We start from the raw sequence: 21,490 nt of genomic DNA, 5'->3' as shown, positions 1-21,490 counted from the left end.
AGGCACAGGACGCAAGGGGCGGGCTTCGGCTCGCCCCTTGCGCGTTTACCGGGGCACAGCCCCCCGGCGCCGGCATCCCGGCGCCGCACGCACTCACGGACGGATTCACACCATGGTCACCTTCGTCGACAACGTCACGCTGCATCTGCGTGCCGGCCACGGCGGCAACGGCTGCGTCTCCGTCCGTCGCGAGAAGTTCAAGCCGCTCGCCGGCCCCGACGGCGGCAACGGCGGGCACGGGGGCGACATCGTCCTCGTCGCCGACCCGCAGACGACGACGCTGCTCGCCTACCACCGCCACCCGCACCGCAGCTCCGAGAACGGCGGTCCCGGCATGGGCGACCACCGCGCGGGCGGGAACGGCGAGCTCATGGAGCTCCCCGTCCCGGTCGGCACGGTCGTCAAGTCGCCGGACGGCGACCAGCTGATCGACATGGACGAGCCCGGCCTCCGGTTCGTCATCGCTCCGGGCGGGCAGGGCGGGCTCGGCAACGCCTCGCTCGCCACCACGAAGCGCAAGGCGCCCGGCTTCGCGCTGCTCGGCACGCCGGGCTGGGAGGGCGACGTCGTCCTCGAGCTGAAGACCGTCGCGGACGTCGCGCTCGTCGGATTCCCCTCGGCGGGCAAGTCGAGCCTCGTCGCGGCGATCTCGGCGGCCAAGCCGAAGATCGCGGACTACCCGTTCACGACCCTCGCGCCCAACCTCGGCGTCGTGCAGGCGGGGGAGTCGCGCTTCACCGTCGCCGACGTGCCCGGTCTCATCGAGGGCGCGAGCGAGGGCAAGGGCCTGGGTCTGGAGTTCCTCCGCCACGTCGAGCGCTGCACCGCGCTCGTCCACGTGCTCGACTGCGCCACGCTCGAGCCCGGCCGCGACCCGCTGACCGACCTCGACATCATCCTCGGGGAGCTGGCGGCGTACCCCGTCGGCGACGGACAGGTGCCGCTGATCGAGCGGCCGCAGCTGATCGCGCTCAACAAGGTCGACGTGCCCGAGGCCCAGGAACTGGCCGACTTCGTCCGGGCCGACCTCGAGGGCCGCGGCTACCGCGTGTTCGAGATCTCGACGGTCAGCCACTCGGGACTCCGCCAGCTGACGTTCGCCCTCGCCGAGATCGTCGAGAAGCACCGCCTCGAGCTCGCCGCCGTGCCGCGGGTGGAGCGCATCACCATCCGCCCCCGCGCCGTGGACGAGAAGGACTTCGAGATCCGGGTCGAGGGCGGCTCGTACGGCAACGTGTACCGGGTCCTGGGCACCAAGCCCGTGCGCTGGGTCGCGCAGACCGACTTCACGAACGACGAGGCCGTCGGCTTCCTCGCCGACCGCCTGGCCAAGCTCGGAGTCGAGAACGGCCTGTTCTCGGCCGGAGCGGTCGCCGGCTCCACCGTCGTCATCGGCCCCGGCGACGGCGTCGTCTTCGACTGGGAGCCGACCCTCACCTCGACGGCCGAGCTCATCACCGCGCCCCGCGGAACGGACCTCCGCCTCGAGGACAACCGGCGCAAGACCCGCAACGAGCGTCGCGAGGACTACTTCGAGCGGATGGACGCCAAGGCCGAGGCCCGCGCGGAGCTCGAGCGCGAGCGCCAGGGCGGCGTCTGGCGCGTCGCCGACGAGGGCGACGGCACGGAGGCCGGCGAGGAGAGCTGACTCCCGCCGCCGGGGTCGTCTGCCTCTACACTGGCCGGATGCCGCAGACGACCCCCGACAGCAGTGCGCTGACCGAGCGGTTCGCCGCTTCCCGCGTCGCGTCGCGCTCCCTCCGCAGTGCGACCACCGACCTCAAGAACCGGGCTCTGCTCGCCATCGCCGACGCGGTGCGCTCGAGCGCCGAGCGCGTCGTCCCGGCGAACGAGCTCGACCTCCAGCGGGGTCGCGAGAGCGGCATGAGCCCGGGCCTGCAGGACCGCCTCCGCCTCGATGCGGTGCGCCTGGGGTCCCTCGCCGACGCCGTCGTCGCGGTCGTCGGGCTCACCGATCCGGTCGGGCAGACGGTGCGGGGATCGAACCTGCCCAACGGCGCCTCCCTCACCCAGGTGCGGGTCCCGTTCGGCGTGGTCGGAGCGATCTACGAGGCGCGCCCGAACGTCACCATCGACATCGCGGCGCTCGCCCTCAAGAGCGGGAACGCCGTGATCCTGCGCGGAGGCACGGCCGCGGAGAACACGAACCGCGTCCTGGTGGAGCTGCTGCAGGAGGCCGTCGCCTCCGTGGGCCTGCCCGCCGAGCTGGTGCAGACGGTCGACGACCACGGCCGCGAGGGCGCGAAGGCCCTCATGCGAGCGCGCGGCTACGTCGACGTCCTGGTGCCGCGGGGGAGCGCGGGCCTCATCGAGTCGGTCGTGACGGAGTCGACGGTCCCCGTGATCGAGACGGGCGCCGGAGTCGTCCACGTCTTCCTCGACGCCAGTGCCGACGAGCAGTGGGCCGTGGACATCGTCCACAACGCCAAGGTGCAGCGTCCGAGCACCTGCAACGCCCTCGAGACCCTCCTCGTCCACCGCGACGCCGCCGAGCGCCTCCTCCCGCCCGTCCTCGGCCGGCTCGCGGAAGCGGGAGTGACCGTGCACGGCGACGAGCGCGTCGCGGCGCTCTGGCCCGACGCGGTGCCCGCCACCGACGAGGACTGGTCCGCGGAGTACTACTCGCTCGACGTCGCCGTCGCGATCGTCGACGACCTCGACGCCGCGATGGCCCACATCGACCGGTACTCCACCCACCACACCGAGTCGATCGTGACGAACGACCTCCGGAGCGCCGAGCGCTTCCTCGCCGAGGTCGACTCCGCGGTCGTGATGGTCAACGCCTCCACCCGCTTCACCGACGGCGGGGAGTTCGGGTTCGGCGCCGAGGTCGGCATCTCGACGCAGAAGCTGCACGCTCGGGGCCCCATGGGTCTTCCCGAGCTGACCAGCACGAAGTGGCTGCTGCGCGGCGCGGGACAGGTCCGCGCCTAGCGCACGGACCGGCGATCCGCCGACGAGCGGCGTCCGGGTAGACTCGTCGGAGCCCCGCCGGGGCGACCACGACCTCCAAGGAGCACTGCATGTCCCTCGCGACGACCGTCCTCGCCGAAGCAGCGGCCCACACGGAGCTGCCGTTCCCCCCGATCGTCTTCGGCCTGATCGCCGCCGTCGCCTTCACGGCCCTCGGCTTCGTCACCTGGAGCTACCGCGACGTGGCGAACCGCCACTCGCACAAGACCGGCGCCGGCTCCCACGACCAGCACGGTCACGGACAGTAGGCGGGGAGCCCAGCGATCGTGACGTCCGCCGCGAGCGGAGGCCCGCGGCGTCCGCGCATCGGCGTGATGGGCGGCACCTTCGACCCGATCCACCACGGTCACCTGGTCGCCGCCTCCGAGGTGGCCCAGTCGTTCGACCTGGACGAGGTCGTCTTCGTGCCCACCGGCCAGCCGTGGCACAAGAAGACGGTGACCGCCGCCGAGCACCGGTACCTGATGACGGTGATCGCGACGGCGTCGAACCCGCGCTTCACCGTCAGCCGCGTCGACGTGGACCGGATCGGCACGACCTACACGATCGACACCCTGCGCGACATCCACGCCGCGCACCCCGACGCCGAGCTGTTCTTCATCACCGGCGCGGACGCGGTCGCTCAGATCCTGAGCTGGAAGGACTACGACGAGCTGTGGGAGCTGGCCCACTTCGTCGCCGTCAGCCGGCCGGGGCACGTCCTCAACGTTTCGGGATTGCCGGCCCAGGACGTATCCTTATTGGAGATTCCGGCACTGGCGATCTCCTCGACCGACTGTCGGAGCCGCGTCAACCGGGGTCATCCGGTCTGGTACCTGGTTCCCGACGGTGTCGTCCAGTACATCTCGAAGCACCACCTGTATCGGAGCACGTCATGACAGTTCAGCCCGAGGAGAAGCCGCTCACCCGGCGCGAGATCCGCGAGCGCGAGAGGCGCGAGGCCGGTGCGGCCACGACCGCCGCCGTTCCGACGACGTCCCGCCGAGCTGCGACCGCGACCGCCACCACCGCCGGCGACATGCCGGTGCTGACCCCCACCCAGGCCCTGCGGATCACCCCCGTCGAGCCGAGCCCCGCGAGCGAGCCCGACCTGCGCACCTCCTCGATGGAGATCGTCGCCACCGAGAACGCCACGGGCCGCCAGCTGACCCGTCGGGAGCTGCGCGCACTGCTGGCGCAGCAGCAGGCGGAGAAGGTCGCCGCCGCACCGGAGGCGGAGCCGCCCGCCGACGAGGAGCGGTCGGACGACGAGCGCTCCGACGACGTCGAGGGCGCCCTCGAGCGTGCCTCGGCGCTCCCGCCGACCGGGGCGGTCCCCGTGATCGAGGCGGCCGACGAGTCCCGTGATGCGGAGCCGGTGCCCGAGGGTGCAGCGGAGCAGGAGCCGGAGGGCGACGAGGACGTCGTCACCGAGGACGCCCCCGAGGCGTCCGAGGAGGAGGCGGACGAGTCCGCCACCGATGCGACCGCGGACGCCGACGAGGCCGACGCGGCCGAGGTGCACGAGGCCGAGATCGAGAGCTCCTCCGCCGACGAAGAGACGCCGTCCGCGGACGCCTCCGACGAGCGGGACGCGGACGACGAGCAGCCGACGGCCGGCGAGCAGCCCGAGCAGCCGCACCTGAACACCGCGCTCTTCGCGTCGGTGGGCGGATCCCTCGACATCGCCGACGAGAAGGCCACCGAGATCACCGGGAGCTTCGAGCCGCCGATCGAGCACCTCGCCATCACCGAGGAGCTCGACAGCAAGTCGAAGGAGGAGGTGGACGCCTCGTTCGACTCCCTCATCGCGAGCGGAGTCGCCGCCACCGGTGCCGTCACCACCACCAACGCGCTGATCCTGCCGACCACGGGTCCCGGCGCGCCCGTCGGCACGGACACGGGGGAGATCCTCGTCACCGGCTCGTTCGACCTCCCGCGCAGCCTCGGCTCCACGGGCCAGCACCCGAACCTCTACGACTCGCCCGATGTGGACCGCTACGTCGACCGCATCGACCGCGAGCAGCCCGCCGGCGAGTCCGAGCCGGTCCGGGCGTCCAGCGCCGTCTCCACGCACGCCGCCGGCACCTCGATGATCGCGCCGCAGAAGCGCGCCGGCGTGAGCGTCCCGGTGGTCCTCGCGATCACCGCGGCCGTCCTGCTGGTCGGCGCGATCGCGCTGTTCATCGGCGGCTTCGTGCTCAACATCTTCTGATCTCCACCACCGACACTGAAGGCTTCATGACTGCGACCGATTCCGCCCGCGCCCTGCTCCAGCTCGCGGCCACCGCCGCCGACTCCAAGGGCGGTGAGGACCTCGTCGCCCTCGACGTCTCGGGTCCGCTGCCGCTGGTCGACATCTTCCTCCTCGCCACCGGCCGCTCCGAGCGCAACGTGGTCGCGATCGCGAACGAGGTGGAGGACCGCCTGAACGACTCCGGCGCCAAGCTGCTGCGCCGCGAGGGCCGTGCGGAGGGCCGCTGGATCCTCCTCGACTTCGGCGACCTCGTCGTGCACGTCTTCCACGAGGAGGACCGCATGTACTACTCGCTCGAGCGCCTCTGGAAGGACTGCCCGACAGTGCCGTTCACCCTCGAGCAGCCCGTCGCCGTCGACTCGTCGACGTCCTCGAACTGACGAACACGCCCGGCGACAGCGCTCGATTTCACTTCACGCGGATCGTGTTGTAGTTTATTCGAGTTGCTTCCGCCGGGCGGAGACAGCGAAAGACATGACGAAGCAAGACAAAACAGAACATGGGTCCGTGGCGCAGCTGGTAGCGCACCTGCATGGCATGCAGGGGGTCAGGGGTTCGAATCCCCTCGGATCCACCGAACAGGTCCGCACTCCTCCGGGAGTGCGGACCTTCGTCGTTCCCGGCGCTACAGGGTCGGGCGCCGTCCTGTCCGGCGCCGTCCTGTCCGGCTCAGGCCGGTCAGGCCAGCCAGGACCGTTCCCGTCCGGCCACCGGGTCCCCCTGCTGGTCATGCACGGGTCGGCCCGACCGGCTCCACATGGCCGCAGCATCCGGCGAGGAATCCGGAGAGCTCGCCCCAGGCGTCCTCCCCGATCGTGGTGCCCGGGCGCCGTGCGAGATCGGCCAGAGCGTCCGTCAACTCGTCGACTCCCGTCAGGATCCTCGTCCGTGCCGCTCCCGTGCCCTGCCATCCGGGCGCGTACGTCCTGACGTCGGGGTGGCTGTAGAGCACGGCCGTCTCGAACCACGGCGTGGGCAGACCGTTCAGGGCCAGGTGCTCCTTGAGCCTCGCGGCCTGGATCCGGACCTGCCGGGCGGGGACGTGCTGCTCGACATGCGTGCGCACCGTCCACCGCGACACCGTCCCCGGTGCGATCTGAACCGCGAAGGCCTCGGGCAGTGCATCCTCGTCGAGGAGGACGCCGTAGGAGGGGTGGACGGTACCGGGTCGCACGCCGTCGAAGACGACCCCCTGCCAGTACTTGGCCTCGATGATGAGCGCGCCGTGCCGGGTGAGCAGCAGATGGTCGATCTGCGCGAGGAAGCGGCGCGTCGTGCGCGCCTCGACCGGTACGAAGACGACGTTCGTGGCGAGAACGCCGGACAGCCCCGCCGAGGCGCACGCCTCCCGGATCAGGGTGTGCGAGACGGCCTCGCTGCTCCAGGTCCTGGCGAGCGCGTCACGGGTCTGCTCGGCCTCCTCCTGCGCCGTCTCGAGCTCGGTCCGACTGAGGTCGCGCTCGGCGTCGCGCGCGCCCGTCAATGCCTTCAGCGCCGCCTCGTGGCTCCGGTCGCGCTCGGTGATCGTTCGCTGGTGCTCCTCCGAGGCCTCCTCCGCGGCCTGCTCCGCCGCCGCTCTCGCCGCAGTGCGCCGTCGGCGGCCGGCGACGACCGTGATGAGAAGGGCCAGGAGCAGGGCGGCCGCGACGGCCCAGGGGAGGTACTCGTTCATGGTCCCCAGGCAAGCACGGACCACCGACCGTGCGCCGCGACGGCTCCCGATCACGCCGCTCGGCGGACCGGCCGCGGTGCGCTCGCTCGTGCCCGGCCCGGACGTCTTCGTCGGCGTCCGCCTGCGCGCGCGGCGGAGACGCCGACCCTGCGCCGGCCGATCGCGCAGGCGGAGCCCTACCGCCGCCTGGCGGACGCGATGCGCGACCAGCACGAGGTCCGGCTGACCGGCGTCGAGGGCACGCTGCTGGGCTTCGTCGGCCCGCAGCCGTTCCAGGGGATCAGCGTCGCCGGCCTGCACACGCACGTCGTCGACACCACCGGAGGGATCGGCGGCCACGTGCTCGCCGCCTCCGGAGTCGCGGGCCTGATCGAGATCGAGCGGTACAGCGGCATCACCGTCCGCGTGCCGGAGTCGGACGACCACCTGCGAGCCGACCTCGACGCGGCGGCCGACGCAGACGCCGCGATCCGCGCCGTGGAGACCGACCACCCGCGCTGAGCGGCCCTACCCTGGACGCATGCCCTCACTGCGCGACGTCCATGCCGTCATCGACCGTCTCTGGCCGGAGGCGGCCGCCGAGAGCTGGGACACGCCCGGCCTGGTCACCGGCGACCCCGACGCCGCGGTGGAGCGGATCCTGCTCACGGTCGACGTGGTCTCCGACACCGTCGCGGAGGCCGTCGACGGCGGATACCAGCTCCTGGTCGCGCACCACCCGCTGCTGCTGCGCGGCGTCACCTCGATCGCCGAGGACGGCTACAAGGGCCGCCTGCTCGCGGACCTCATCCGGGGCGGCTGCGCACTGATCTCGGCCCACACGAACGCCGACATCGTCGCGGACGGCGTCTCGGACGTGATCGCGACCCGCCTCGGCCTGACCGGCACGACGCCGCTCGTCCCGGGCGCCGACCCGTCGATCGGGCTCGGCCGAGTGGGCGACCTGCCCGAGGAGGTGACGCTCGGACGCCTGGCCGGAGCCGTGGCCGAGCTCCTGCCGGCCACCGCAGGGGGAGTGCGGGCCGCGGGCGCCTACGAGACACCCGTGCGCCGCGTGTCGCTCTGCGGGGGAGCGGGGGACTCGCTCCTGGACGCCCCCGCCGTCCGCACGAGCGACGTCTTCATCACCGCCGACCTCCGGCACCACCCGGCGTCCGAGGCGCGCGAGAAGGCCCTGCACGGCACCGGCCCCGCCCTCATCGACGTCTCGCACTGGGCGAGCGAGTGGCTGTGGCTCGACGTCGCCGCGACCGCGCTGCGGGAAGCCCTGCCCACGGTCACCGTCGAGGTGAGCGAGACCCGCACCGACCCGTGGGATTTCGCGATCGTGCACTGACCCGCCGCGGGCGCGGGAGAATGGACGCGGCGCGCCCGTACTGCGCGCCGGGAACGAGGACCGCCACGTGAAAGCCAGCCCCGCACACCAGCGCGAACTCCTGACTCTGGCGAGTCTGGACACGAGGGGCGCGCAGCTGCGCCACGCCCTCGCGACGCTCCCGCAGATCGCGCGGATCCAGGCGATGCAGGCCCGCGACAACGAGACCCGCCGCTCCCTCGCCGAGCGCACAGGGCGCCTCGAGGACGTGCGCACCGAGCTCGGGCGCGTCGAGTCCGACGTCGGCGTGGTCGAGAAGCGGCTCACCCGCGATCGCGACCGCCTGCAGACCGCCTCCGCGGCCAAGGACATCGCCGCGCTCGAGAGCGAGATCACCTCCCTCGTGAAGCGACGGGGAGACCTCGAGGACATCGAGCTGACCCTGATGGAGCGGATCGAGGGCATCGAGTCCGAGGTCGCCGCGGCTCAGGCCGAGCGCGACGAGGTCGTCGCCTCGCTCGGGACCCTCGCCGAGGAGCGCGACGCGCAGGCCGAGAAGCTCCGCGACAAGCAGGAGGCGCTCGCCCGGGACCGCGCCGACCTGGTGACGACGCTTCCGGAGGACCTGGTCGAGCTGTACGAGAAGCAGCGCGCCCGCTACGGGGTCGGCGCGGCCCTCCTCCGTGGGAAGGTGTCGGAGGGGAGCGGCGTGGCCCTCACCGAGTCGGACCTCTCCTGGATCCGCGCCTCCGCTCCCGACGAGGTCGTCCTCTGCCCCGACAGCGGCTGCATCCTGGTGCGCGGCGAGGAGTCCACCCTCGCCTGAGCCTTACACTGGACTGGCGAACGGGCCGGCAAGACGGTCGCGTCACCGCGGCGAGAGCCGTGGTGCCGAGGAACGTCCGGGCTCCGCAGAGCAGGGCGGTGGGCAACACCCACCCGGGGCGACCCGCGAGACAGTGCCACAGAGAACAGACCGCCGTCGGCTCCGGCCGGCGGTAAGGGTGAAACGGTGGTGTAAGAGACCACCAGGGGCCGGAGTGATCCGGTCCGCTCGGTAAACCTCGCCCGGAGCAAGGTCAGACAGAGGACGATGCGGCTGCTCGTCGGGTCCTCGGGTAGACCGCTGGAGGGTCACGGCGACGTGGCTCCGAGAGAGATGGCCGTCCAGCGCCCGCCGAGAGGCGCGGCGTGAACAGAACCCGGCGTATCAGCCGACCCTTTCGCCACGAGATGCCCCGCCCCGGCGGGGCATCTCGCGTCTCCGCCGGTCGCCGAGCTCGCGCTCCCGCCCGCAGGCAGCGCGACGGCCTGCCGTGGCGGTTCCGGGGTCTCGATACATCCTTGCGCCGCCACTCGACAGGACTGGCGCGGTCCATCTCTCGCGCTGCCTCCTGCGGACGAAGCGGTGCAGCACGACGTCCGGCAGGCGACGGTCCCGGAGGACGGTCCTGAGACGCCGCTGCGGATCGCCGCCGAGGACCAGGTGCCCCCGCCCCGTCGTGGCTCACCGCGACCGCTGGACCCCGAAGGTCCGATCACGTCCGTGCGCCATGGCGCCACGCACCAGGCGAACCGGCGAAACGCGTGCCAGCGTTTCGCCGTAGCCGTCCGCACCCCGCTCCCCGGAACGCGTCACCTCCCGAGGCCGACCGCGCCTCGGCGGGCGGGGACCGCCGAGGAAAAAGACTCAGCCCCGCCCTGCGAGCGCGGCCGCGCCGAGGATGCCGGCGTTGTTGCGGAGCGCCGCCGGGATGATCGGGGTACGCAGGTCGAGCAGCGGGAGGAACTCGTCGTGGTGCTTGGAGATGCCGCCGCCGACGATGAAGAGATCGGGCCAGAGCAGCGCCTCGAGGTGGGAGTAGTAGCGCTGCAGCCGCTTCGCCCAGTGCTTGTAGTCGAGGTCGTCGCGCTCCTTGGCGGCGAACGAGGCCTTCTTCTCGTAGTCGCCGCCGTGGATCTCGAGGTGGCCGAGCTCAGCGTTGGGGATGAGGATCCCGTCGTGGATCTGCGCCGTCCCGATGCCGGTGCCGAGGGTGGTCATGATGACCAGGCCCTCCTTGTCCTTCGCCGCTCCGAAGCGCGACTCGGCGTAGCCCGCCGCATCGGCGTCGTTGACGAAGAAGATGTTCCGGCCGATCGCGTCCTCGAACAGCTTCTCGGCCTCGAGGCCGATCCACTCGTCCGACACGTTCGCCGCCGACATCGTCCGTCCGTGGACGACGACGGCGGGGAAGCAGATGCCGACCGGGGTGTCCGAGGGCAGGTCCGGGATCTTCTCGAGGATCTGCTGGACGGTGGCGACGATGTCCTTCGGCGTGCCGCCCGGGGGAGTGGCGAGCTTCATCCGGTCGCTGAGCAGAGTGCCCGCGGCCAGGTCCACCGAGGCCCCCTTGATGCCCGTTCCCCCGATGTCGATCCCGATGGCGGTCGCCGCAGCAGTCATAGCGGCCATGCTAGCGAAGGGCGGGGGTGCGGACCGACGCGGGCTGCGGCGTAGGATCGCGGCATGGCTGACGGCGACGCGAACTCCTGGTGGTACAACCTCAAGGCCGGCACGGTGGAGCAGGGATTCGTGTCCCCCTCCGTCGACCGGGTGGGACCCTTCTCCTCTCGCGAGGAGGCGGAGCACGCCGTCGAGCGGCTGCACGAGAACAGCCGCAAGTGGGCCGAGGAGGACGCCGCCGAGGACCGCTGACCGCGGCTACTCGTAGCTGTGCTCGGCGCCGGGGTAGGCGCCGGACTCCACGTCGTCCCGGTACGCGGTGACCGCTCCGGTGAGCACGCCGCGCAGATCCGCGTACTGCTTCACGAAGCGGGGGATGCGGCCGGTGGTGAATCCGGCGAAATCCGTCCACACGAGCAGCTGTCCGTCGACGTGCGGTCCCGCTCCGACTCCGATCGTCGGGATGCGCAGCTCCTCCGTCACCTGACGTGCCGCGTCCGCGGGCACCATCTCGAGGACGACGGCGAACGCCCCGGCCTCCTGGACGGCTCGCGCGTCGGCGAGCAGCTGCTCGATGCCCTCGCCGCGCCCCTGGACCATGTGGCCGCCGAGCCCGTGCTCGCTCTGCGGCGTGAAGCCGATGTGCGCCATCACGGGGATGCCCGCCTCGACGATGCGCCGGATCTGCTCGGCGGAGCGGACCCCGCCCTCGAGCTTCACCGCGTGCGCGTGCGTCTCCTTCATGAAGCGGAACGCCGTGTGCAGCGCGTCGTCGGCACCCGACTCGTAGGAGCCGAAGGGCATGTCGGCGACGACGAAGGCGCGCTCGACGGCTCCTGCGACGGCGCGCGCCAGCGGGATGAGCTCGTCGACGGTGACGGGCAGAGTGGTGTCGTAGCCGAGCACCGTGTTGCCGGCGGAGTCGCCCACGAGGAGGAAGTCGATCCCGGCGTCGTCGAAGATCTTCGCCGTCAGCTGGTCGTAGCTGGTCAGCCCGGTGATGCGGACACCGGAGTCCTTCGCGTTCTGGAAGTGGCGGGTTCGAACGCGTTTCACGGGCTGCGCTGACATGGGCGCCAGTCTACGGCGCGCCTCGGGCGCCCCGCGGGCCCCGGTCGGAGGCAGTAGCCTGAGGGTCGAAACAGGAGGGGTCTGGATGGACAAGCAACGGGACTTCGTTCTTCGCACCATTGAAGAGCGAGGGATCAAATTCGTTCGCCTCTGGTTCACCGACGTCGTCGGCACGCTGAAGTCGGTCGCGATCGCGCCGGCCGAGGTGGAGGGCGCGTTCGCGGAGGGGCTCGGCTTCGACGGCTCCGCCATCGAGGGCCTCACCCGCTCCTTCGAGGCCGACGTCCTCGCGCATCCGGACCCGTCGACCTTCCAGATCCTCCCGTGGCGCGGAGAGATCGACCCGACGGCGCGGATGTTCTGCGACATCACGACGCCCGACGGCCAGCCCGCCGTCGCCGACCCGCGCAACGTGCTCAAGCGCACGCTGGCGAAGGCGGCCGAGCGCGGGTTCACCTTCTACACGCACCCCGAGATCGAGTTCTACCTCCTCAAGTCGTCGTCCTTCGGCGCCGAGGGTCCGGAGCCGGTCGACTCCGCCGGGTACTTCGACAACGTCCCCGGAGGCACGGCGCACGACTTCCGCCGCCGCTCCGTGCGCATGCTGGAGGATCTGGGCATCTCGGTCGAGTTCAGCCACCACGAGGCGGGCCCCGGCCAGAACGAGATCGACCTCCGCTACGCGGACGCGCTCACCACGGCCGACAACATCATGACCTTCCGCACCGTGATCAAGGAGGTGGCGATCGAGCAGGGCGTCTACGCGACGTTCATGCCGAAGCCGCTCTCCGGGCACCCCGGCTCGGGCATGCACACGCATCTCTCGCTCTTCGAGGGCGACGTGAACGTGTTCTACGAGCAGGGCGCCCAGTACCAGCTCTCGAAGCTCGGCCGTCAGTTCATCGCGGGCCTGCTCAAGCACGCCCCCGAGATCACCGCCGTGACGAACCAGTTCGTCAACTCCTACAAGCGGCTCTGGGGCGGCGACGAGGCGCCCAGCTACGTCTCGTGGGGCCACAACAACCGGTCCGCCCTCGTGCGCGTTCCGCTCTACAAGCCCAACAAGGGGCAGTCGTCGCGCATCGAGTACCGGGCGCTGGACTCCGCGGCGAACCCCTACCTGGCGTACTCGCTGCTCCTGGCAGCCGGGCTGAAGGGCATCGAGGAGGGCTACGAGCTCCCGGCCGAGGCTGAGGACAACGTGTGGGCCCTGTCGGACGCGGAGCGCCGGGCGCTCGGCTACGGCGCCCTGCCCGCCAGCCTCGACCGCGCCATCTCGCTGATGGAGGAGTCCGAGCTCGTGGCCGAGACGCTGGGCGAGCAGGTGTTCAACTTCGTGCTGCTCAACAAGCGGAAGGACTGGGCCGAGTACCGCGCCCAGGTCACGCCGTACGAGCTGCGCAGCAATCTCGAGATGCTCTGACGCCTCGGCCATGCCCCGCGAACGCTCCCTCCGCGATGTCGCACGCCTCGGCTTCGCCGCGCTCGGCGAGACCGGGGCACGGCTGGCCGAGGCGGAGGAGCTGGCCGGGCGGCAGCTCGAGTCGGTGCTGCCCTCCTTCGCCCGGGTGGCGGACCCGGACGAGGCGCTGCTCGCTCTGATCGACCTGCTGCGACGGCACCGCGACAGCATGGACGCGGTCCTCGCCGACGACGAGGCCCTGACCCGGCTGCTTCTGGTGGTGGGGGCCTCCTCCGGCCTCGCCGACTTCCTCCAGCGCCGGCCCGACGAGCTGGCCAGCGTGCTCGAGCCGGTGCGCACGCTCCCCGGGCGCGCCGAGATGAAGGCCGAGTTGCTCGAGTCGGTCGGCGCCGTCGACGGCTTCTCGTCGCTCCGGGAGGAGGCGGGCTGGACGGCGTTGCGCGTGCGGTACCGCCGCCTCCTCACCAGGATCGTCGTCCACGACCTGAGCCAGGCCGACCCCGTCGCGGCGATCGACCGGGTGACGAGGGCGCTGGCCGACCTCGCCGGAGCCGCGCTGGAGGCGTCCCTCGCCGTGGCGCGGACCGAGCTGGTCGAGGGCGCGGGCCCGGGTCGCTTCGGCCGCGACGAGGTCGCCGCCACCCGCTTCGCCGTCATCGGCATGGGCAAGGCGGGAGCGTCCGAGCTCAACTACGTCAGCGACGTCGACGTGATCTTCGTCGCCGAGGGCGACCCGGAGAAGGAGCTGACGAACGCCCGTGCGATCGACGTCGCCACCCGGCTCGCCGTGCTCCTCATGCGCGGAACCTCTGCGCTGGCGATGGAGCCGGAGCTCTGGGAGGTCGACCCGAACCTGCGCCCGGAGGGCAAGCAGGGCGCGCTCGTGCGCACCCTCGAGTCGCACATCACCTACTACGACCGGTGGGCGAAGAGCTGGGAGTTCCAGGCGCTGCTCAAGGCGCGTCCGCTCGCCGGCGACCAGGAGCTGGGGCGGGCGTACGTCGACGCGGTCGCGCCCAAGGTCTGGTCGAGCGCCTCCCGCGAGAACTTCGTCGAGTCGGTGCAGCGGATGCGGGAGCGGGTCACCGAGAACATCCCGCAGAACGACGTCCACTACCAGATCAAGCTCGGGCCCGGCGGCCTGCGCGACATCGAGTTCACGGTGCAGCTGCTCCAGCTCGTCCACGGGCAGACCGACGACGAGATCCGCATGCCCGGGACTCTGCTCGCCCTGGGCGCCCTCGCCGACCGCGGGTACATCGGCCGTTCCGCCGCCGAGGAGTTCGCGCAGGACTACCGAGCACTCCGGCTGCTCGAGCACCGCCTCCAGCTGCGGCGCCTGCGACGCACGCACCTGATGCCGCGGGACGAGCACGAGCTGCGGACCCTCGCCCGCTCCAGCGGGCTCGCCCGCACGGCGGAGGAGCTGCTGAGCGTCTGGAACGGGATCAAGCACCGCGTCCGGGGCCTGCACGAGCGCCTGTTCTACCGTCCGCTGCTCTCCGCGGTCGCCGCGCTCTCCGACGGCGGCGCCGAGCTGTCCACCGGCCAGGCGGAGGCGCGCCTCGCCGCCATCGGCTTCGCGGACGCCCGCGGGGCGCTCGGCCACATCGCCGCGATGACCTCGGGCGTCTCGCGTCGCGCGAGCATCCAGCGCCACCTCGTGCCGGTGATGCTGCAGTGGTTCGCCGACGGACCGGACCCCGACTACGGCCTGCTCGCGTTCCGGCGCCTCAGCGACGCACTGGGCGGGACGCCCTGGTTCCTCCGGATGCTGCGCGACTCGTCCGGAGCCGCCAAGCGGCTCACCACGGTGCTCTCCGGATCGCGCTTCGTCGGCGAGCTGCTCGACCGCATCCCGGAGTCGGCGGCCTGGCTCGAGGACGACGACGCCCTCCGCCCCCGTAGCGCCGCCCAGCTCGCCGAGGAGGTGCGCGCCGTGCTCGCCCGGCACGAGACGCCCGACGCGGTCGCCTCAGTCCTCCGCTCGATGCGCCGGCGCGAGGTGCTGCGGACCGCCATGGGGGGCGTGCTCGGTCTCAGCTCGATCGAGGAGATCGCGACCAGCCTCACCGACATCATCAGCGCACTGCTGGGCGGCGTGCTCGCCGCCATCCGGCGCGGCAGTGCGACCCGGCCCGGCGCCGACGCGGAGTTCGCGATCATCGGCATGGGCCGGTACGGGGGAGCGGAGCTGGGCTTCGGCTCCGACGCCGACGTGATGTACGTCCAGCGACCCGGCACCGCCGAGCCGCACCAGGCCCAGCTCTACTCGCAGTTCGTCGTCGCCGAGCTGGTCCGGCTCACGGAGGACTCCCGCCTGCCGCTCGACCTCGACGCCGATCTGCGGCCCGAGGGCAAGAACGGGCCCCTCGTGCGCTCCCTCGACTCCTACCGCGCCTACTACGCCCGCTGGTCGCTGACCTGGGAGGCGCAGGCGCTGCTCCGGGCGCGGGGAGTGGCGGGGGACCAGGCGCTCATCGAGGACTTCGAGGAGCTGGCTGACGGGGTCCGCTACCCGGGAGCGGTCTCCGACCGCGACATCCGCGAGGTGAAGCGGATCAAGGCACGGGTCGAGAGCGAGCGTCTGCCGCAGGGCGCCGACCCCCGCCGTCACCTCAAGCTCGGCCGTGGATCGCTGAGCGACGTCGAGTGGCTGGTGCAGCTCCTCCAGCTGCAGCACGCGCGGCGGACCCCGGCGCTGCGGACCACCTCGACCCTCACCGCCCTCGCGGTCGCGGAGGAGGAGGGCATGGTCGGCCCGCAGGACGCGGAGCGGCTGCGCGCCGCGTGGATCCTCGCGTCCCGTGTCCGCTCGGGCACCACGCTCTGGGGCAACCGCACCAGCGACGTCCTCCCGACCGACCGCCGGCAGCTCGAGGGCGTCGCGCGCCTGCTGGAGTACCCGGCCGGGTCCGCGACGGAGCTCGAGGACGACTACCTCGGCGTGACCCGCCGCTCCCGCGCGGTCTTCGAGCGCCTGTTCTACGGGCCGGCCGCGGGAGACGCTCCCTCCTACCGCTGACGCCCGCGCGCCGGGGACGGCGAAGGGCCGCCCCTCCGAGGAGGAACGGCCCTTCGGCAGTACTGCGGGATCAGACCCCGTAGTACAGCTCGAACTCGAACGGGTGAGGACGCTGCGCGAGGGGCTTGATCTCCTTCTCGCGCTTGTACTCGATCCAGGTGTCGATGAGCTCCTGAGTGAACACGCCGCCCTGGAGGAGGAAGTCGTGGTCGGCCTCGAGGGCGTCGAGCGCCTCGCCCAGGGTCGCGGGGACCTGCGGGATGAGCTTCGCCTCCTCGGGCGGCAGCTCGTAGAGGTCCTTGTCGACCGGCTCGTGCGGCTCGATGCGGTTCTTGATGCCGTCGAGGCCCGCCATCAGCTGGGCGGCGAACGCGAGGTACGGGTTGCCGGAGGCGTCGGGCGCACGGAACTCGATGCGCTTGGCCTTCGGATTCGTGCCCGTGATCGGGATGCGGATGGACGCGGAGCGGTTGCCGGCCGAGTAGACCAGGTTGACCGGCGCCTCGAAGCCCGGGATCAGGCGGTGGTACGAGTTGACCGTCGGGTTCGTGAATGCGAGGACGGCGGGGGCGTGCTTGAGCAGGCCGCCGATGTACCAGCGCGCGAGGTCCGAGAGACCGCCGTAGCCGTTCTCGTCGTAGAAGAGCGGCGTGCCGTCGTTCCACAGCGACTGGTGGGTGTGCATGCCCGAGCCGTTGTCGCCGAAGAGCGGCTTCGGCATGAACGTGGCGGTCTTGCCCCACTGCTCGGCCGTGTTCTTGACGATGTACTTGAACTTCAGGATGTCGTCCGCCGCGTGGACCATCGTGTCGAAGCGGTAGTTGATCTCGGCCTGGCCGCCGGTGCCCACCTCGTGGTGCGAGCGCTCGAGGATGAGGCCGGCGTCGATCAGCTTGAGGCAGATGTCGTCGCGGAGGTCGGCCTGCTTGTCGACGGGGCTCACCGGGAAGTAGCCGCCCTTGTAGGGCGTCTTGTTGCCGAGGTTGCCGCCCTCCTCGACGCGTCCCGAGTTCCAGGCGCCCTCGACCGAGTCGACGGAGTGGAACGCGGAGTTCTGCGTGATCTCGTAGCGGACGTCGTCGAAGATGTAGAACTCCGCCTCGGGGGCGAAGAACGCGGTGTCGGCGATGCCGGTCGACGCGAGGTACTTCTCGGCCTTCTTCGCGACCTGACGCGGGTCCTTGGAGTAGATCTCGCCGTTGCGCGGGTTGTAGATGTCGAAGACGAGGATCAGCGTGCGCTCGACGCGGAACGGGTCCACGTAGGCGGTGGTCACGTCAGGGATCAGCTGCATGTCCGATTCGTGGATGTTCGCGAATCCGCGGATCGAGGACCCGTCGAAGAGCTGACCGACGGAGAAGAACTCCTCATCGACAGTCGAGGCGGGGATGTTGAAGTGCTGCTGGACACCGGGGAGATCGGTGAACCGGATGTCGAGGAACTTGACGTCCGTGTCCTTGATGAACGAGAGCACCTCGGAAGAATCTTTAAACATGCAAAGGTCTCCAATGGCGTGACGGGGTGCTGCAGAGCGCAGCCGTTCCAGGGTAGTGACGGGGGGTTTCCCCACCGTGTCCCTGTTGTTTCCGACATGTTACGGGGATCGTCCGGGGTCGGGCTCCACGTCGCCGGCCGGACCACCCGCTCCTCGGTCCGCTCCGAGACGCCGCGGATAGGATCGGAGGATGCCAGCCGCCGACCGCAGGACCTTCGCCGACGCCGCCCCGAGCTCGTACCCGGGGGAGCGTCTCGGCCTCCCGCGAGAGGGCCGCCTCTCGGTCGGACGGTCCGGCCGCCGCATCGCCGCCCTGGCCGTCGACTTCGCCGTCGCCGCTCTGCTGTCGCTCGCGTTCTTCGACTACGACCGCTGGGCGAGCCTGCTGCTGTTCGTCCTGCTGCAGGTCGTCTTCATCCCCACCATCGGCGGCAGCATCGGGCACCGCCTGCTCGGGATGCGCGTCATCCGTCTCGGCGGGGGCTGGGTCGGCGTGTGGCGCCCGATCGTGCGCTCGGTGCTGCTGGCCGTGCTGGTGCCGGCGCTCGTCTGGGACTCGGACCAGCGCGGCTTCCACGACAAGGTGGCCGGGACGGTTCTCGTCCGCTACTGACTCGCGCCGCAGACGGAGCAGGCCGGCCGGGAGAGATCCCGACCGGCCTGTCGTGTCGTGCGTCAGCGCGATCGCTGAGGGCGCACCTTGAAGGGGTCGACGCCCTTCGGGATGGGCAGCGACGTGTTGAGCGAGGAGAGCCGGTTCTTCACCGCGAGGACCTCGGCCTTGGTGAGGACCTTCTTCGTCTTCGAGAGGCGGCTCGGCACCTTGTGCAGCGGAGTCGCATCGGCGTCGGAGCCGACGTGCACGAAGGTGACGGGGACGTTCGGCAGGATCCGCGACACCTTGCGCCGCTCGTCCTCGAGCATGCGCTTGGTCCGGGAGGCGGGGCCCTCCGCGATCAGCACGACGCCTCCGCGGCCGACGGCGCGGTAGACGGCGTCCTGGGTCTTGCCGTTGACGGCGACGGGCATCTCGCCGCCGGTCCAGGTGCCGCGCAGTCCGCTGCGCAGGACGGCGCCGACCGCGCCGGGCTGCCCGGCGATCTGCCCGTAGGCGGCGCGCTCGGCGCGACGCGAGAGCACGGCGAGTCCGGCGACCAGGCCGGCCATCACGCCCACGATGATCCACAGCGCGATCACGAAGCCGTTGCCGTTGCCGAGGAGGATGCCGAGGAGCACGCCGAGCAGGATCGGGAGCAGGAGCGCGAGGAGGATGATCCAGACGGCGCTGCTGTCGTAGCGGCGGGTCATCTGGAACACCTGCCACATCTGCTTGAGACGTCCGGGTTCCTTGACCGCCTTCGTCGACGGTTCCGTGCTGCGTGCCATGACGTCAAGGATACCGAGCGGGAGCGCGGCGGCGGACCCCGGACGCGGATCCGGCTCCTCCACAGAGGGCACGTGCACCGATCCCTCCACCGATCGGGATCGGCGGGCGTCCTCCGCCTCGGCCTGCGGTCAGGCTCGCCTCATGACGAGCAGCGGGACGGTCCAGGGCCGGAGGATCGGCGGAGCGCGGACGGGGAGGCGGCGGACGCCTGCGCCGGACGCCGCACCATCGGCCGAGCGGACGATGCGGCCGCGGGAGGCCGAGGCGCTGCAGGCGTCGCCGGTGGCTCGGCTCGCCGAGCACCGCCACCGCGAGCGCATCGTCCGGGTGGAGTCCTCTCCGAGGAGGTGCATCGTCTCGACCGCCCCTCCCGTCGTCGCCACGCTCGAGAGGTTCCTGCGGGTCGAGCGGGGGATCGGACTCGGCGCCGCGGTCACCCTCCTCGCCCCCGTGGTGGGCGCGGTCCGGTCGGCCGCGCTCGAGGGAGCATGGCTGGCTCCGACGACGGACGACATCGGCCTGACGGAGGAGGGTCGGCCGCTGCTGCTGCTGACGACGCCCGTCGTCGACACCCCACGTGCGGCGCGCGACGCGCTGCAGCGGGTCCTGGAGCGCCTCGGGATGCTCTGCCCGGAGCTGCCGGTCGCCGCCCTCGCGCGGCACCGCGACCTGCTGGCGCTGGAGGGCAACCTCTACGGACTCGCTGATCCGCAGGGGATAGGCGAGGCGGTGCGGGCGCTGCCGACGTCCGGCGCGGATGCACGGGGTCGGGAGGCGGTGCCCGCTCCGGCTGCCCGGCACAGGCGGGTCCATCCGCTCGACGGCTGGCAGGACCGCCTCCGGGCGTTCGTCGTCCGGCGTCGGGGACCGCTCTCCGTCGGGACGGCGATCGTGCTGGGAGCGGTGCTCGCCGGTTCGCTCGCGGGCGGGCCCGGTCGGCAGGTGCAGGATGCGGAGGCGTCGACCGCAGCCGCGCCCGTTCCGGCTCGGTCGGCTCCGCCTGCTGTGGCGACCGCGGCGCCGCCGGCTCCGGTCGCGGCGGCCTCGCTCGACGCCGAGCAAGCGGCGGAGGTGCTGATCGACGCGGTGCGCGCGTGCGGGGATCGGGAGTGCGCCCGCGGGCTGGTCACGGCGGACTCGCCGCTCGGCGACGCAGCGGACGGCCCCTCCTCCATTGTCCCGGAGACGGGGGAGGCATCGGCCGTCCTCGTCGACGTGAACGGGGCATCGGCGGTCGTGCACCTCCGGACGGCCCCGGGGACGACAGCGGCCTCCGTCCTGATCATCAGGACGGAGGCCGGCTGGCTCATCCGCGACGTCTACACCGGAGCGGCCTCGTGAGAGGCGCGCTCAGGGGGAGCGTCTCAGATGCCGAGGTCGTTCTCGAACGAGCCCTCCTCGAGGCGCTCCTTGATCGCGACCAGGAAGCGCGCCGCGTCGGCTCCGTCGACCGTGCGGTGGTCGTACGAGAGCGCGAGGAAGACGGTCGAGCGGATCGCGATCGCGTCAGCACCGTCCACCTGCACGACGGCCGGCTTCTTTGTGACGATGCCGGTGCCGAGGATCGCGGTCTGCGGCAGGAACACGACGGGAGTGTCGAACAGGGCCCCGCGCGAACCGGTGTTGGTCAGCGTGAAGGTGCCGCCGGCGAGCTCATCGGGCTTCAGCTTGTTGTTGCGGGTGCGCTCGGCCAGGTCTCCGATGGTGGAGGCGATCTGCGCGAGGTTCAGCTCGGACGCGTTCTTGAGGACCGGAGTCAGCAGGCCGCGCTCGGTGTCGACGGCGATGCTGATGTTCTCGTGGTCCGGGTAGACGATCGACTCGCCGTCGAGGGTCGAGTTGATCACCGGGTAGGCCTTGAGCGCCTCGGCCGCCGCGAGGGCGAAGAACGGGAGGAAGGACAGCTTGGCGCCGGTCTTCTCCTGGAAGCTCTTCTTGACCGAGTCGCGGAAGCGGGCGACCGCCGTGACGTCGACCTCGATGACCGAGGTGAGCTGGGCGCTCGTCTGCATCGACTCGACGGCGCGCTGCGCGAGGACCTTGCGCAGGCGCGACATCGGCTGCGTGGTGCCGCGAAGGGGCGACGTCTCGAGCGGGGTGCGCGCGGCCTTGGCGGCTGCGGCGGCGGGCGCCGAGACCGGGGCGGCCGGAGCCGACTTGGCGGCCTCGACCGCGTCGAGGACGTCCTGCTTGCGGATGCGGCCGCCGACTCCGGTTCCCGTCAGGGTGGAGAGGTCGATGCCGTTCTCGCCGGCGAGCTTGCGCACGAGCGGGGTGACGTAGCCGGGGTTGGAGTCGGTGGGCTCGGGGGAGGCGGCGGGCGCGGCGGCAGCGGGGGCCGGCGCGGCGGCGGCCGGCCCTGCCCCCCGGATCGCGGTGCACGGCGCCCCGGCTGCGGCTCCCCGCCGCAAGAAGCGTCTGCGCGA

At 71.7% G+C, this 21,490-nt stretch carries 20 protein-coding genes, 1 tRNA gene and 1 other RNA gene; 16 read left to right on the top strand and 6 right to left on the bottom strand.

Going from position 1 to position 21,490, the window contains the following annotated elements:
• The first annotated feature begins 112 nt into the window (after window positions 1-112).
• From obgE to C5B93_RS07475, 7 genes are all read left to right on the top strand, one after another.
• On the top strand, window positions 113-1,648 hold the full coding sequence (obgE, locus tag C5B93_RS07505) for a GTPase ObgE (protein ID WP_104223681.1): 1,536 nt from the start codon (window positions 113-115) through the stop codon (window positions 1,646-1,648).
• Window positions 1,649-1,686: 38 nt separating this feature from the next.
• Window positions 1,687-2,955 carry a glutamate-5-semialdehyde dehydrogenase gene (locus C5B93_RS07500; protein ID WP_104292150.1) on the top strand — a complete coding sequence of 423 codons (1,269 nt, stop codon included), beginning with the start codon at window positions 1,687-1,689 and terminating at the stop codon, window positions 2,953-2,955.
• 89 nt (window positions 2,956-3,044) lie between these two features.
• Window positions 3,045-3,242: a hypothetical protein gene (locus C5B93_RS07495; RefSeq protein WP_104292149.1), complete on the top strand. Its 198-nt coding sequence runs from the start codon at window positions 3,045-3,047 to the stop codon at window positions 3,240-3,242.
• Window positions 3,243-3,260: 18 nt separating this feature from the next.
• Window positions 3,261-3,872, top strand: coding sequence for a nicotinate-nucleotide adenylyltransferase (nadD, locus tag C5B93_RS07490; protein ID WP_104292148.1), 612 nt, complete (start codon window positions 3,261-3,263; stop codon window positions 3,870-3,872).
• The gene (locus C5B93_RS07485) at window positions 3,869-5,188 is read left to right on the top strand and encodes a hypothetical protein (RefSeq protein ID WP_146078460.1); all 1,320 of its coding nucleotides are present in this window, start codon (window positions 3,869-3,871) and stop codon (window positions 5,186-5,188) included. Before nadD ends, C5B93_RS07485 begins: the two co-directional genes overlap by 4 nt.
• A 26-nt stretch (window positions 5,189-5,214) precedes the next feature.
• A complete protein-coding gene (gene rsfS / locus C5B93_RS07480; protein WP_104223676.1) occupies window positions 5,215-5,610 on the top strand; it encodes a ribosome silencing factor in 396 nt (131 codons plus the stop codon).
• A 121-nt stretch (window positions 5,611-5,731) separates the two neighbouring features.
• Window positions 5,732-5,804: transfer RNA gene (locus tag C5B93_RS07475), tRNA-Ala, on the top strand.
• A 153-nt stretch (window positions 5,805-5,957) separates the two neighbouring features.
• Here C5B93_RS07475 and C5B93_RS07470 read toward each other — a convergent pair.
• On the bottom strand, window positions 5,958-6,902 hold the full coding sequence (locus C5B93_RS07470; protein WP_146078459.1) for a nuclease-related domain-containing protein: 945 nt from the start codon (window positions 6,900-6,902) through the stop codon (window positions 5,958-5,960).
• 198 nt (window positions 6,903-7,100) lie between these two features.
• Here C5B93_RS07470 and C5B93_RS17865 point away from each other — a divergent pair, with 198 nt between their 5' ends.
• From C5B93_RS17865 to rnpB, 4 genes are all read left to right on the top strand, one after another.
• Window positions 7,101-7,403 (top strand): acetolactate decarboxylase, encoded by a 303-nt coding sequence (locus C5B93_RS17865; protein WP_374953136.1) that lies wholly within the window; start codon window positions 7,101-7,103, stop codon window positions 7,401-7,403.
• Between the two features lie 19 nt (window positions 7,404-7,422).
• Window positions 7,423-8,238 carry a Nif3-like dinuclear metal center hexameric protein gene (locus tag C5B93_RS07465; protein WP_104292145.1) on the top strand — a complete coding sequence of 272 codons (816 nt, stop codon included), beginning with the start codon at window positions 7,423-7,425 and terminating at the stop codon, window positions 8,236-8,238.
• Between the two features lie 67 nt (window positions 8,239-8,305).
• Window positions 8,306-9,043, top strand: a complete 738-nt coding sequence (locus tag C5B93_RS07460; protein ID WP_104292144.1) for a zinc ribbon domain-containing protein — start codon at window positions 8,306-8,308, stop codon at window positions 9,041-9,043.
• 21 nt (window positions 9,044-9,064) lie between these two features.
• An RNA gene (gene rnpB / locus C5B93_RS07455) (RNase P RNA component class A) lies at window positions 9,065-9,443 on the top strand.
• A 464-nt stretch (window positions 9,444-9,907) separates the two neighbouring features.
• Here the strand turns inward: rnpB and ppgK are convergent.
• Window positions 9,908-10,663 carry a polyphosphate--glucose phosphotransferase gene (gene ppgK, locus C5B93_RS07450; RefSeq protein WP_104239180.1) on the bottom strand — a complete coding sequence of 252 codons (756 nt, stop codon included), beginning with the start codon at window positions 10,661-10,663 and terminating at the stop codon, window positions 9,908-9,910.
• A 63-nt stretch (window positions 10,664-10,726) separates the two neighbouring features.
• Here ppgK and C5B93_RS07445 point away from each other — a divergent pair, with 63 nt between their 5' ends.
• A complete protein-coding gene (locus C5B93_RS07445) occupies window positions 10,727-10,915 on the top strand; it encodes a hypothetical protein (protein WP_104257397.1) in 189 nt (62 codons plus the stop codon).
• 6 nt (window positions 10,916-10,921) lie between these two features.
• Here the strand turns inward: C5B93_RS07445 and panB are convergent, their stop codons facing one another.
• Window positions 10,922-11,734, bottom strand: coding sequence for a 3-methyl-2-oxobutanoate hydroxymethyltransferase (gene panB / locus C5B93_RS07440; protein WP_104226711.1), 813 nt, complete (start codon window positions 11,732-11,734; stop codon window positions 10,922-10,924).
• 85 nt (window positions 11,735-11,819) lie between these two features.
• Here panB and C5B93_RS07435 point away from each other — a divergent pair, with 85 nt between their 5' ends.
• Together C5B93_RS07435 and C5B93_RS07430 are read left to right on the top strand one after the other, a co-directional pair.
• The gene (locus C5B93_RS07435) at window positions 11,820-13,157 is read left to right on the top strand and encodes a glutamine synthetase family protein (protein WP_068253236.1); all 1,338 of its coding nucleotides are present in this window, start codon (window positions 11,820-11,822) and stop codon (window positions 13,155-13,157) included.
• Window positions 13,158-13,167: 10 nt separating this feature from the next.
• Window positions 13,168-16,182 carry a bifunctional [glutamine synthetase] adenylyltransferase/[glutamine synthetase]-adenylyl-L-tyrosine phosphorylase gene (locus C5B93_RS07430; RefSeq protein WP_104292143.1) on the top strand — a complete coding sequence of 1,005 codons (3,015 nt, stop codon included), beginning with the start codon at window positions 13,168-13,170 and terminating at the stop codon, window positions 16,180-16,182.
• Between the two features lie 70 nt (window positions 16,183-16,252).
• Here C5B93_RS07430 and glnA read toward each other — a convergent pair whose 3' ends face one another.
• Window positions 16,253-17,677 (bottom strand): type I glutamate--ammonia ligase, encoded by a 1,425-nt coding sequence (gene glnA / locus C5B93_RS07425; protein WP_104223668.1) that lies wholly within the window; start codon window positions 17,675-17,677, stop codon window positions 16,253-16,255.
• Window positions 17,678-17,867: 190 nt separating this feature from the next.
• On the opposite strand from glnA, the gene C5B93_RS07420 reads away from it, so the two are divergent.
• The gene (locus C5B93_RS07420; protein WP_104223667.1) at window positions 17,868-18,290 is read left to right on the top strand and encodes an RDD family protein; all 423 of its coding nucleotides are present in this window, start codon (window positions 17,868-17,870) and stop codon (window positions 18,288-18,290) included.
• 62 nt (window positions 18,291-18,352) lie between these two features.
• Here C5B93_RS07420 and C5B93_RS07415 read toward each other — a convergent pair whose 3' ends face one another.
• Complete coding sequence (locus C5B93_RS07415; protein ID WP_104223728.1) at window positions 18,353-19,063, bottom strand: DUF4191 domain-containing protein; 711 nt, start codon at window positions 19,061-19,063, stop codon at window positions 18,353-18,355.
• Between the two features lie 142 nt (window positions 19,064-19,205).
• On the opposite strand from C5B93_RS07415, the gene C5B93_RS07410 reads away from it, so the two are divergent.
• Entirely contained in the window at window positions 19,206-20,405 is a 1,200-nt protein-coding gene (locus C5B93_RS07410) for a hypothetical protein (RefSeq protein ID WP_146078458.1), read from the top strand.
• Window positions 20,406-20,428: 23 nt separating this feature from the next.
• Here C5B93_RS07410 and sucB read toward each other — a convergent pair.
• Window positions 20,429-21,490, bottom strand: a 1,062-nt coding sequence (gene sucB, locus C5B93_RS07405) for a 2-oxoglutarate dehydrogenase, E2 component, dihydrolipoamide succinyltransferase (RefSeq protein ID WP_104292141.1), incomplete at its 5' end; no start/stop codon positions are given.

This window comes from Rathayibacter sp. AY1A2, assembly GCF_002930935.1.
Classification (GTDB): Bacteria; Actinomycetota; Actinomycetes; order Actinomycetales; family Microbacteriaceae; genus Rathayibacter.
Note: the sequence above shows the minus strand (reverse complement) of the source record. Positions and strands in the feature narration are given on the sequence as shown.